Below are 12649 nucleotides of genomic sequence, written 5' to 3'. Positions count from 1 at the left end.
CTGTTCAGAATGACGAGCTTTGGGATTCAGCAAACGACATCAAGCCGTCTTCATCACCACAACCGCCGCAATCACAACAAAGATACCAAACCAGCCAATCGGCTTAAGCTTTTGTTTGAACAGCAAAGCACCACCAATCGCGGTACCTAAGATACCTATCGCGCCCCAAGAGGCGTAAGCGATAGCAAGATCGATCTCTTTTACCGCTTGGGCAAGTAAGGTAAATGCCGCCATCACTAGCACTATTGCGATAACGCCCCAGCCTTTGTGCTCAAAGCCTTTCGAGCGAGTCAGCGCCATGTTCGCCATGATATCGACTAACGCCGCCAACACCACAAATCCAAATGAAACAGTAAAAAATTGGCTCATGATTAACACCTCGCATTCGATGAGCGTGGCAACTCATCTTTTTGTTGAGGCTGACCATGTGATTCGCCTAGCGTCACACACACGATACCGACTACTGCCAGCGCCAAACCAAGCAACTGCTGCGTGCTTAAGTTGGCATCAAACAAAACGATAGAAACTAGGGTAATCAAGGCGATACCCAAGCCTTCCCATGTTGCGTACGCGACACCGATGGAAATTTTCTTTGCCGCAATTGATAAGAAATAATAAGAAATGGCGATCAGAACATACATCACCAAATAGCCTTCCCATGCGTTACTTTCACCGATAAATGACATGGTACTGGTGCCGGCCACTTCAGCAACGATGGCGAGCAATAAAAATAGACGTGCAATAAGCATGGTTCATCCTCCCCAGAAATTAAAAAACTGCATAACGGAGAATGGTGAATGCCTTTCAATGATCAGACACTCAAAGAATTGATAAGATAAAAAGAGCCGCTTCTCCTGACTATTTGTAGTCAGATTAGCCCTTCTTCAGCGAAACAGACAGGTAATTGAGATATTCATTTTTGAATATCTTTAGGGATTGTTTGTCTATGAGATCACGTTAATGGTGTATTGAGGGTTTGTTGGACCACTTGATGCAAATGACGATGCAATGGATGGTTACGATACGTCTGCAAATAGCCACCCGAGACAACAAATTGGCTGAATTCGCGGTTTACCATCGGCATTGGATAAGAGGCGAGTTCATGCATCAAATGCGCAGTGCTTTGGCTGGCGTACATAATGGCATCAGTCTCAAGCAGCATTTGGCAAGCAACACGCAAATTGTAGGACTTGAGCAGTACCACAGGTTCGTAACCCATGCGACGATATTCCGATTCCACTGTACACAGCGGATTGTATGACGCAGGCCCAGGTAGCGATACCAGCGGCAATTTCGACACCGTACCCCAGTCATTACTGACTTGCGACAATGTTGGATGGTCTTTACGCGCCAAAATCACGCGCTTCTCGACAAACAGAGGGCGCATGTAGATGTCTTTCGACAATTCAGTTTCTTGATCGAGAATACAGTAGTCGTGTTCGCCCTCTAACATCTCATCTTGGGAATAGATGTTCCAACTTGAGAAAGCAAACGAGGCTTGAGGAAACGCCTGATGGCAGCCGCGCAGAAGGCGTTGACCTTGTTCGTCCATCAGATATGGATCCGTCACAATCGCAATCTGACCTTGGTAGTCGAGTGGATCAAATTCAGAGAACTCCTGCACCACTTTTTCCAGCGGTGATAGCATGTTATCGAACTCTGCCGCTAAGCGAATCGCCATTGGTGAGGGCTCAACCCCATGAGCTTTGCGCACGAACAGTGGATCATCAAATACATTTTTGAGTTTCATCACCCCTCGACTAGCACTCGGCTGCGAGATACCAAGCTGCATTGCCGCCAACTTGATACTGCGGTTTTCCACCACGGCTTTGAGCAGGCGCATTAAATTAAGATCTAGCGCATCAAGTTGGTGTGGCATATAAGTACCTTTGTCAAAGATGGAGAAAACTAGGGTGAGTTAGACGCTCTCGCCTGCGGTTATTTGATAGCCCATATCGACAATGGTATCAGCTTGCTCCTCACCCTTGAGGCGTGATATCAGCAGTTCAGCACTCTTCTCTCCGATTGCAAAACGCGGAGTATCGACACTGGTTAACTTGGGACTAATGGCTTGACCGATATCTAATGCGTTATAGCCAACAATGGCAAGTTGCTCTGGTACTTTGATATTAAGTTGCTGTGCATTTAATAAAGTACCGATTGCGATATCATCATTGGTACAAAATACACCGTCCAGATCTGGATAGGTATTTAAAGCGCGTTCTAGTAGATCAGATGCCAAAGAGAAACTTGAGTGTTCGCCAGTTAATATATGCTTGGGCTCTAAACCTGCTTCTGTCATCGCACGATCATAACCTTTCATACGTAGCTTGGTACGCGTATCTAGGCGAGCTCCGAAGTAGACTATCGTACGTTTTCCCGACTCCAACATACGCTTCACCACGTTATAAGCCGCATCTTCATGATCCAACCCCACTGCCATATCAATCGGGTATTCTGGCAATTCCATCGTTTCCACTACTGGTACGCCTGCATTCTTGATCATCTGCAACGTGCGCTGAGTATGATGGCTTTCCGTCAGGATTAAGCCGTCGACTTGGTAAGAAAGCAAAGAGGCAATCTTGCGCTCTTCTTCCAATTCATCATAGCTAAAGTGTGCAAGGAGGGTTTCGTAGCCATTGGCTTTGGTGACTGTTTCAATGCCCTGAACAAAAGACGCAAAAATTTGGTTGGACAATGAAGGAAGCAAAATGCCGATCGCTTTACTGGAAGACTTCGACAACATCGCTGGCGCTCGGTTCTCGATGTAACCCATCTCTTCAATCGCCGCAGCAATCTTCACCCGTGTTTTTTCTGCCACGGAGTCTGGGTTACGCATATAACGCGAGACCGTCATTTTAGTTACGCCAACTTTATCTGCGACATCCTGTAGCGTCGTTCGTGCTTTCTTATTCTGTTGAGCCATAAATATCTAAATTATCAGTAATGTTACATGTAACATTATGCCCAGTCAGTCAAACTTGAACAAGCAGCACTGTTCTTTTATGCAAGCTAGTAAGTAATAAGCCTCGCATTGCGAGGCTTATATCGGGACTGCGTTATTTGACGCACATGACATTGAGTAGTGATATGCCTGTTAATGGGTTCGGCTCACGATCAGCGAATAACCCCAACCGATTCTCTCCCCAATAAGGCAGTTGCAGAGGCCATTCATTCTTTTCCATCACTCCAGAATCGCGTAAAGCTTTGAACTCAGATGAAGATACTAAGCCCATCCCTAACTCACCACATACTTGTTGTGAGCTTGCATAACTCAAGCGATTCCATGGCTTGCCATATTCCATGTAAAACTGATTTCCTGCATCAAGCAAGTAAGGTACGACGTAAGTTTTGCCTTGTAAGATGGCCTTCAATCGCACTTCAACATTGTTGCTGACACTCACAGGTTCTGCTGGCTTCACTTTTGTAGAAGGGGTTGCCTCCGGCACGTTTACAGCAGCCGGCTTTGGCTCGAACGCAGAGGTATTCTTAGCCACTGGCTTCGGCTTGCTTACGCTCTTAGTCTTCTTCACTGGCTCAGAGATGTTTGCTCCCACCACACGAATAAAGGCTTCTTTATAACCAGATACGGTCCTAACTTGGGCTAAATCTGTGCTCGCTTGCTCAAAACTTTTGTACGGCCCAATCAAACAGCGGAACCCTTTGTCTTCCGGCTTCATCCAAACATCAGTACTGATTTTGTTATAGAGTGGCTTAGCTTTGGCTAACGGCATTTTTTTAGGTAACAAACCGCATTGAACCCAAAATAAATTGCCTCCTTGCGGCACTTTCTTTCCCCATACTCCCTTCCCAATAGGACAAGTCTTATCCAGAACAGGCAACTCTTGGTGACTCGCTTGCGTCGCCTGGCACAGGAATTCTTGTGCACTTACCGTCTCTGCGAACGGCGCACAGGCTAGCAGTAAAGCTAAGCTCAAAGTTGGATGGGCGATACGTGATGGCTTAAGCGCCTTCTTCATTTCCATACGCTTCACTCTAATAAGGTTTAGTGATGAAATTATCGCGACAAAGCGTCAATAAAACATGAATGATAAAACAACAAGCAAAAAAAGAGCCGGATTTTCATCCAGCTCGTATTTTATACTCAACTTGTTGTTTTCTTAACTACTGAGATCAACCTTTATAAATTTTTGGGTTGAATACATCACGTAACCAGTCACCCAAGAGGTTGATCACCAATACTAGCGTTACTAGTACGATACCTGGGAAGGCAGTAATCCACCAAGCACCTGAGAAGATGTAGTTAAAACCGATGCTGATCAACGCACCCAGTGACGGCTGGTCGACTGGCAGCCCCAGACCTAGGAATGACAGTGCTGCTTCCGACATGATTGCGTTTGCTACCTGTACCGTCGAGATAACCAAGATTGGCGATAGACAGTTCGGTAGGATATGGCGGAACATGATGCGAGGTGCTTTAAAGCCCATAACACGCGCCGCTTCGACGTATTCTTTCTTCTTCTCAGCCAGTACCGAAGCACGAATGGTACGTGCGTACTGCGGCCATTCTGCCACGCCAATGATCACCACCAGCATGACTACCGCGTATTGGCTATAGAAATCACTGCCAAAACTGGCTTTGAAGATAGCTGACACGATGATCGCTACCATCATGGTCGAGAACGACAACTGTACGTCTGCAAAGCGCATCAGGAAGCTATCGATACGACCGCCGAAGTAACCTGCAGACAAACCAATGATGATACCCAGTACCAACTGAAGACCAACCGCAAGGAAGCCGATAGTCAGAGACAGGCGAGAGCCGTAAAGAATGGTCGATAAAATATCGCGGCCTTGCTCATCAGTTCCCAACACAAAACGCTCATCGCCCTCTTCCATCCAAGACGGTGGCAACTCAGAATCCATGATGTCGATAGACGTCAGATCATACGGGTCTGTCGGTGCCAGAATTGGCGCAGCCAACGCCAACACTAAGAACATCATAAAGACGGTAAAACTCGCCATCGCAACTTTGTCGCGTTTGAAGTAGTACAAGAAATCCGACTCTTTGAAACGTTGCCACGCCGATGGAGCGGCTTCCTGAGCTGGTGTTACACTTGATTGGCTCATGATTAAGCTCCTTTTCCAGTTAGGTTCACAGTTGGGTTGATGATGCCGTACAGCAAGTCAACGATGGTATTGGTTACCACGAAAATCAGACCAACAAAGATAACGTAGGCAGTAATCAGCGGTGTATCAACACGGTTGATTGCCTCTAGGAAAAGGAAGCCAGTGCCCGGCCATTGGAACACGGTTTCCGTCAGGATGGTGTAAGCCACCATAGTACCAATCTGCACACCGCCAACCGTCAGTACTGGTAGCATAGTGTTCTTAAGTGCATGTTGGTAATAAATTTTGTTTAAGTTCAGGCCTTTTGCTTTGGCGAACTTAATGTATTCCGAGCTCAGTACTTCCAGCATTTCTGAACGGACCAAACGGATGAACAACGGCAGCATGATCGAAGCCAGTGCCACACAAGGTAGAATCAAGTGCTTGATGCCATCAATGGTAAAGAAGCCAGATTCCCAACCGAGCACATTAGCGGTCTCGCCCCGTCCGTAGGAAGGTAGCCAACCGAGTTCTATGGAGAAGACATACATCAGCATGATTGCGGTTAAGAACACCGGAATCGAGATACCGACACTACTCATCGCCATGACGAATTTCGTAAAAATACTCTTAGGATGGATCGCGGAATACACCCCAAGCGGAATCGATAAAAAAACAATAATCAGCGTCGCACCAAACACGAGCTCTAGCGTAGCCACCAGCTTATCGAGAATCACCTCAACCGCAGGTCGCTTGAAGAAGTAAGATGTACCTAAATCACCTTGCAGTGCATTGCCCACAAAGCGAGTGTACTTTGTGATAAAGGGATCGTTCAGGCCCAGTTCATCACGCAGCGCTTGGCGCTCCGATTCTGAAACCGACTGACCTACAAGCTCACGCAGCGGGTCACCCAGGTTATCCTGAATGGCAAACGCCACCAAACTGATCACAAACATCACTATCAGTGCCTGAAACAGGCGCTTGACCAGAAACGAAAACATTCCTTGCCCCTTAACTATCCATAGATCTCTATTCAGAGAGAAAATTCAGTCTGTAAAACCAACTCAGTCCGACTGAAACAAAACTGAGTCGAGTGCTTTAAGTTGAGGAGGGACATCCATCCCTCCTCAAAATCGACTAACCGTGATTATTCAACCACTAGGTCACCGAAGTAAGGCATTACCATTGGGTTAACGATGTCAGCTGCTTTCACGTTAGACTTCGCGCCCCACGCTTCACTTTGCCAGTGTAGCGGTACGAATGCTGCATCGTTGTATAGCGTCGCTTCTACACCTTTCAGCATTTCAGCGCGTTTCGCTGGATCCGTTTCTACGTTTGCCGCTTCAACCACTTTGTCCATTTCTGGGTTTGAGTAGTAACCACAGTTGTACTGGCCACGGCCCGTTTCTTCGTTACGAGTCATGGTTAGGAACTCGTTGAAGTTCGCTGAATCTTCCGTATCTGAGTGCCAACCGATCATCAACATGTCTGCCGCACACTTGTCGAACTCAGGCCAGTATTGCGCTTTAGGCATCGTCTTCAGATCAACCTTGATGCCGATCTTAGACAGCATTGCTGCCGCCGCTTGCGCAACTTTCGCATCGTTCACGTAACGGTTGTTTGGCGCCATCATGGTCAGCGTAAAGCCTTTCTCATAACCCGCTTCTTTCATCAGCTGTTTCGCTTTCTTCAGATCGTAGCGAGGAACCAATTTGTCATCGTGACCTACGTAACCAGCAGGGCTCTGTTGACCAGCTGCCGTAGCGAAGCCTTTCATGATCTTCTTCACGATGCCTTCGTTATTGATTGCGTGAACAATCGCTTGGCGAACGCGAACATCTTTCAGTGCTTCATTGCTGTTTTGGTTCATTTGGAATGTGATGATACGTGTACCTGGTAGCGTCACTAAGTCGATGCCGTCTGCATCTTTCACACGTTTGTGATCGTTTGGTGCTACTGGATGAATCATGTCAACGCCGCCAGAAAGCAGTGCTGCTACACGAGTCGCGTCTTCTTTGATCGGAACCAGCGTTAGCTTATCAACGTTACCTTTCGACGCTTTATCCCAATAATCTTTAAAGCGTTCGAATTCCACTTTTACGCCCTGCTCACGAGAAGTCACAATGAATGGACCCGTGCCAGATACGTTAGTCGATGCAAATGAGTTACCGTGCTTCACTAGCTCAGACTTGTCTTTGCCATCTTCTGTCTTACCAGAGTAGAACTTGCTGTCCATTGGGAAGATGTAAGTCGCCGTTTGTAGCACAAGTGGGTACGGACCTTTAGTCACTAGATCCACTGTGTAGTCGTCAACCTTCACGATTTTTTCGTACGGGTCGAAGATAGCTTTGAAATCTGGAGAGCTTTGTAGACGTTCGAAAGTCCATACTACGTCGTCCGCCGTCATGTCGTTACCAGAGTGGAACTTAACACCTTGGCGTAGCTTGAAACGTACCGTTGTATCGTTCACACGTTCCCAGCTTTCTGCTAGACGAGGTTCAAAGTCCATGTCTTGTGTGAAACGAACTAGTGGATCAAATACCATGTGTGACATTTGCAGCGTACCGCCTGATAGCTGCTCATGCGGGTCCAGCGATACTGGGTCAGCTGCGTAGCCAACTTTGATATCTGCTGCCATTGCGTTAAAGCTTAGGCCCGCTGCCATTAGCGCCACTGCTAATTTGCTTTTCATGGTTTTCATTTGCATAACTCCTTCATGCGGGAATTCGAATCCCTTGTTGTGTTTGCGTCTTTGTTATGACTAAGGTTTGTTGACCTTGATGGTCAGCCAAGCGAAAAACTTGGTTTATGCCGTTTTGATTTCTTCTCTCAAACCTGTGAATTCAGGCATCAGAGAAATCAGTTTCTTGCTGTATTCGTGCTGAGGAGCGGTAAATAACTGCTCAGTTGGCGCCACTTCCAGTAGCGTACCCATCTGCATCACACCCACTCGGTCACACATTTGGCGAATAACCGGTAAGTCGTGGCTGATAAACAACATGGTGAGGTTGAGCTCACTTTGCAGATCTTTTAGCAAGTTCAGAATTTGTGCCTGTACCGATACATCCAACGCTGATGTCGGTTCATCACAAATCAGTAGTCGAGGACGGGTCGCCAGTGCACGCGCAATAGAAATACGCTGACGCTGACCACCGGAGAATTCATGAGGGTATTTCACGCCCGCCATTTTGCCCAAACCTACGTGATCAAGCAGGTCATTCACAATCTGACGCGTTTCCGCTTCATTCTTAGTGAGCTTATGGAAACGAATTGGCTCCGCGATGATGTCGAAAATCTTCATACGCGGGTTCATTGAAGTGTATGGGTTTTGGAAGACCATCTGCATTTGGCGACGCAACGGACGACGCGCTTTTTCTGATTTCAGCGCCGTTAGGTCAATGCCTTCAAAGCTTACTTGACCTGAGTTTGGTTCGTACAAACCAGCAATTACACGTGCGATGGTCGATTTACCTGAGCCAGATTCACCCACCAAGCCAAACGTCTCGCCTTCGTGCACTTCAAAACTGACATTGTTTGAGGCCTGCACGTATTCGCGGCGGCTTTCAAACAACGAATCTTTGGTCACGAAGCGTAGGTTTACGCTCTTCACATCCAATAGAGGGCCGGTGTACTCGCGTTGGTCTTGGCTTTGACCTAGCCAGTGGTTCTTGATATCCAGTTCTTGTAGCTCTGTTGCTTCTTCGATGTAGCTCACTAGTGGGAAGCGATCGAGTTTAATGTCAGAACGAGGAACCGCTGAAATCAAGCTGCGCGTGTATGGGTGGTCAGGATCGCCCAACACCTTAGCGGTTGGGCCAAATTCAACCAAATCACCACGGTACATAACTGCCACACGGTCAGTCACGTTTGAAACCACGCCCATGTCGTGTGTCACCAACATACAACCGACGTTGTTCTTGATACACAGTTCACGGATTAGGTTTAGGATTTGGTCTTGGATTGATACGTCGAGTGCCGTAGTTGGCTCATCGGCAATGATCAGATCTGGCTCACCAGCCAGTGCGATAGCAATAACCACACGCTGACGCATACCGCCAGAGAATTGGTGTGGGTACTGTTTAAGACGGTTTTCAGGTTGCGGGATGCCAACCTGCTGCATAAGAGAAAGCGCACGTTGATACGCCTCTTCATCCGACACCTTCATGTTGGCGTGGATGGTCTCTTTCAATTGCTGCTCAACCGTAAATAGAGGGTTAAGCGAGGTCATTGGGTCTTGAAAGATAAAGCCAATCTTAGAGCCGCGAACCTTACGCATCGCTTCTGGCGTCAAACCAGAAATTTTCTCCCCATCAAGGTACACATCGCCGCTGGCAACACGCCCCGGAGGACTAAGCAAATCAATAACGGCGTTACCAACGGTGGATTTACCCGCACCTGATTCGCCAACAACACCCACAATTTCGCCACGATCGATATGAAAAGAAAGCGATTTCACGGCCGCATGGACACCGTGACGGGATGGATATTCAATACGAAGGTTTTTCACCTCTAATAGTGACATTTCAGACCTCTACTGCCTTGTCTGTGGTATTAAATCGCGCCATAAAAGCGCCATTCATCACCTGAATGAATCCGTTCAAATTCAGAATAATACTCTGAAATCTTAATGCGGAGACAATTTGGCAAAAATTACACAAAAAAGCAACAATTAAAGTATATTCCGCCGAAAAAACATTAATTACACGCACAATGAGCGAATAAAAATTCATTAACAAGTATTTAACCATTTTCATAACACACCATTTTTGTGCGCCACGCACCATTAAAAACAGAAAAATGCTCTAAATTTACGCATAAACTCACTATTGATAGTATCCCTATTATTCACGTGTCATCATTAACATTTACCAAACAATATTCCGTTCTTATTGGGACTTTTCGACATAAAATGTTACTAACAAAATAGTCTGCATACATAAAAAGCCAAAATTCACTCACCAACGGTAAGGCTAAAACGTGAGCAGTTTTGCAAAACACATGAAATATGCCATTGAACTTAAGTTATGCGTCTGTTATGCGGTTTTGTGATTAAAGCAATTTTGTTGCTGTCAGAAATTCGGAGTGGCCTACCTAATTCAAGGTAAAAAATCACAAGTTGAAGCGGTAATTTTGCGTATTCCTCTGTCATTTTGGATGAGATAAGAGATAATCAAACTTCAACGCTGAGTAGTGAATAAAGGAGCCCTTGTGCTTAAAGCGATTTTTTTTGATATGGACGAAACTTTATGTGGCACATCCCAAGCCGATAAAGTGGCAGGACAAGATTTTGCTGATTGGATAGCTCGAACATACCCACAAGTCGCCGATTCAACTGCCTTTGTTCAGCGCTACTTGCAAGGCGTATACAAAAAGCTCAATGACGAATTTCCTCAGCTGATTGCTCTATTACCAGATGAAAATGCTTTCCGCTGTGGTTTAATTCAAACCATCCTGGCAGAGCAAGGGATCGAGATCGACGGCGAACAAGCGCAGCAGGCACAAAGCTTCTTCGACTCAGCTCGAATGGGCGCTTTTACCTTCTTCCCTGGCGTGAAGGAGATGCTGACCGAGCTTCGCCAGCACTACAATTTAGTGGTGATCACCAACGGGCCCATCTTCTCCCAGCATCCTAAGCTCAAAGCGACGCAGATGCACGAATGGGTGGATCACATCATCGTGGGTGGCGAAGAGCCAGAAGAGAAGCCTGCTGCAAGCATCTTCCAAAAAGCACTCAACCTTGTTGATGCGAAACCAGAAGAAGCGATTCATATTGGTGATTCTCTACTCGCAGATATTGCGGGAGCCAACAACATAGGCATTCTGAGTGTGTGGGTTAACGAGGCAGGCACAGCGAATCCAACCGATATCAAACCAAGCTATGAAGTGAAAGAGACGGTTGAGCTCAAAGAAATTCTAAAAACGCTCGCTCAATAAAGCGCTCAACTCAAGAAATACAAAGCCCCAGCTATCGTGCTGGGGTTTCTTTTATCAGCTCGAAAAGCATTTGGATCATGGGTGGTCAAAAGCTCCCAGAGCTGTACATTTTTGGCAGAATTGAAAATAGAGTGAGGATTTTTGAAAGTAAGAAATGCAAAAAGCCCCAGCCTTTCGACTGGGGCTTTTAAACGACGAAAGCCTGCTAAAAAGCAGGCTTTCTAATGGTGGTCGGTGAAGAGGGATTCGAACCCCCGACCCTCTGGTCCCAAACCAGATGCGCTACCAAGCTGCGCTATTCACCGAACTGTATTTGCTGATTCTCTCAAATCAGACTGGATACTTCAACTAAGAAGTCACCTAAATTAATGGGGTGGCTAACGAGATTCGAACTCGCGACCACCGGAATCACAATCCAGGGCTCTACCAACTGAGCTATAGCCACCATCAATTTTTACTGTTTACCGCTCTATTATAGCCATAAACTAAATAGTGGTCGGTGAAGAGGGATTCGAACCCCCGACCCTCTGGTCCCAAACCAGATGCGCTACCAAGCTGCGCTATTCACCGACGAATTTTGTTTCGACTCTTGGGATATCTGAATCAAAACTGGAAACTTCATTAATTTAATGAGTTACCTAAATAATGGGGTGGCTAACGAGATTCGAACTCGCGACCACCGGAATCACAATCCAGGGCTCTACCAACTGAGCTATAGCCACCACTATTTTGTGCCGTTAATTTGTATTCCGGAATGGCACGCCCGAAAGGATTCGAACCTTCGACCTTTGGCTCCGGAGGCCAACGCTCTATCCAACTGAGCTACGGGCGCATGCCCCATCGGCGGAGAGGAATAATACGGATATCACACTATGCCGTCTAGTACTTTTTTTACTTTTTTTCTCGTTTGGTCTCTTTTTCGACAGTTATCTGCCTTTAAAGTGAATTTTTGATGTGATTCACGCCCTGTCATGGATAACTTGTTGTTTATTGCAACAACTTATCGGGATATAATCACCCATTATTTACATTGATTTAACAGTCGCAACCAGATTGTTCAATCACTTTAGACTGTTAGAGATGGTATTCTGCATAGTATTCAAGCCATGCATCGAAACTGTCTCTAACCGCGCTAAATACTCTAACTATATAAGTAGGTAAGTCACTTACCTTTGGAATGTGAAGTGGGTTTAATGGATATGTCTCGACGAATGATTAGCGTTTTGTTCGCTGCCTTAACTTTTTCTACGGCAGCTTTAGCTTCTGACATCAGCCAAACTGAATATGATGCGATCGCAGAACGCATCAAGCCTGTCGGTGATGTTTATCTTGCAGGTGCAGAACCAGTAAAAGCAGAACCAACTGGTCCCCGCGATGGCGCGTCAGTTTATGGTACTTTCTGTATTGCTTGCCACGCATCTGGCGTAAACGGCGCACCGAAGACTGGTGATGCTGGAGATTGGGCGCCGCGTATTGCACAAGGCAAAGACGTGTTGAACAACCACGCAATCCAAGGCTTCAATGCAATGCCTGCAAAAGGCACGTGTATGGATTGTTCTGATGACGAAATCATCGCGGCAATCGACCACATGATTGAAGGTCTATAATAAAGACATCAACGAAAAAGGCTTGCCACTTGGCAAGC

11 protein-coding genes and 5 tRNA genes are annotated in these 12649 nt (G+C 46.4%); 2 read left to right on the top strand and 14 right to left on the bottom strand.

Annotated elements, in window-relative coordinates; genetic code table 11:
• Positions 1-39: 39 nt before the first annotated feature.
• From J4N37_RS00260 to J4N37_RS00220, 9 genes are all read right to left on the bottom strand, one after another.
• Positions 40-369: an SMR family transporter gene (locus tag J4N37_RS00260; protein ID WP_010444869.1), complete on the bottom strand. Its 330-nt coding sequence runs from the start codon at positions 367-369 to the stop codon at positions 40-42.
• A 2-nt stretch (positions 370-371) separates the two neighbouring features.
• Positions 372-749 carry an SMR family transporter gene (locus J4N37_RS00255; RefSeq protein WP_138942392.1) on the bottom strand — a complete coding sequence of 126 codons (378 nt, stop codon included), beginning with the start codon at positions 747-749 and terminating at the stop codon, positions 372-374.
• A 203-nt stretch (positions 750-952) separates the two neighbouring features.
• On the bottom strand, positions 953-1879 hold the full coding sequence (locus J4N37_RS00250) for a LysR family transcriptional regulator (RefSeq protein WP_010444865.1): 927 nt from the start codon (positions 1877-1879) through the stop codon (positions 953-955).
• A 39-nt stretch (positions 1880-1918) separates the two neighbouring features.
• Complete coding sequence (locus tag J4N37_RS00245; protein WP_138954350.1) at positions 1919-2926, bottom strand: substrate-binding domain-containing protein; 1008 nt, start codon at positions 2924-2926, stop codon at positions 1919-1921.
• Between the two features lie 133 nt (positions 2927-3059).
• A complete protein-coding gene (locus J4N37_RS00240) occupies positions 3060-3986 on the bottom strand; it encodes an SPOR domain-containing protein (RefSeq protein ID WP_045392448.1) in 927 nt (308 codons plus the stop codon).
• Positions 3987-4134: 148 nt separating this feature from the next.
• Entirely contained in the window at positions 4135-5091 is a 957-nt protein-coding gene (locus tag J4N37_RS00235) for an ABC transporter permease (protein WP_252041408.1), read from the bottom strand.
• Positions 5092-5093: 2 nt separating this feature from the next.
• Positions 5094-6071, bottom strand: a complete 978-nt coding sequence (locus J4N37_RS00230; RefSeq protein ID WP_010444857.1) for an ABC transporter permease — start codon at positions 6069-6071, stop codon at positions 5094-5096.
• 146 nt (positions 6072-6217) lie between these two features.
• Complete coding sequence (locus tag J4N37_RS00225) at positions 6218-7771, bottom strand: ABC transporter substrate-binding protein (protein WP_252041406.1); 1554 nt, start codon at positions 7769-7771, stop codon at positions 6218-6220.
• A 105-nt stretch (positions 7772-7876) separates the two neighbouring features.
• Positions 7877-9592 (bottom strand): ABC transporter ATP-binding protein, encoded by a 1716-nt coding sequence (locus tag J4N37_RS00220; protein WP_252041404.1) that lies wholly within the window; start codon positions 9590-9592, stop codon positions 7877-7879.
• A 686-nt stretch (positions 9593-10278) separates the two neighbouring features.
• Here J4N37_RS00220 and J4N37_RS00215 point away from each other — a divergent pair.
• Positions 10279-11004, top strand: a complete 726-nt coding sequence (locus J4N37_RS00215; protein WP_252041403.1) for an HAD family hydrolase — start codon at positions 10279-10281, stop codon at positions 11002-11004.
• A gap of 228 nt (positions 11005-11232) precedes the next feature.
• Here J4N37_RS00215 and J4N37_RS00210 read toward each other — a convergent pair.
• The 5 genes from J4N37_RS00210 to J4N37_RS00190 all read right to left on the bottom strand — a co-directional run bounded on the left by J4N37_RS00210 (position 11233) and on the right by J4N37_RS00190 (position 11836).
• A tRNA-Pro gene (locus J4N37_RS00210) sits at positions 11233-11309 on the bottom strand.
• 64 nt (positions 11310-11373) lie between these two features.
• Positions 11374-11449: transfer RNA gene (locus J4N37_RS00205), tRNA-His, on the bottom strand.
• 48 nt (positions 11450-11497) lie between these two features.
• Positions 11498-11574 (bottom strand) — tRNA-Pro (locus J4N37_RS00200).
• A gap of 76 nt (positions 11575-11650) precedes the next feature.
• A tRNA-His gene (locus tag J4N37_RS00195) sits at positions 11651-11726 on the bottom strand.
• A 33-nt stretch (positions 11727-11759) separates the two neighbouring features.
• A tRNA-Arg gene (locus J4N37_RS00190) sits at positions 11760-11836 on the bottom strand.
• A 361-nt stretch (positions 11837-12197) separates the two neighbouring features.
• Between J4N37_RS00190 and J4N37_RS00185 the strand changes: the two genes are divergently transcribed.
• Positions 12198-12611, top strand: a complete 414-nt coding sequence (locus J4N37_RS00185; RefSeq protein ID WP_010444846.1) for a c-type cytochrome — start codon at positions 12198-12200, stop codon at positions 12609-12611.
• Positions 12612-12649: the final 38 nt, after the last annotated feature.

This window comes from Vibrio sp. SCSIO 43153, from assembly GCF_023716625.1.
Taxonomy (GTDB): Bacteria; Pseudomonadota; Gammaproteobacteria; order Enterobacterales; family Vibrionaceae; genus Vibrio; species Vibrio rotiferianus.
Note: the sequence above shows the minus strand (reverse complement) of the source record. Positions and strands in the feature narration are given on the sequence as shown.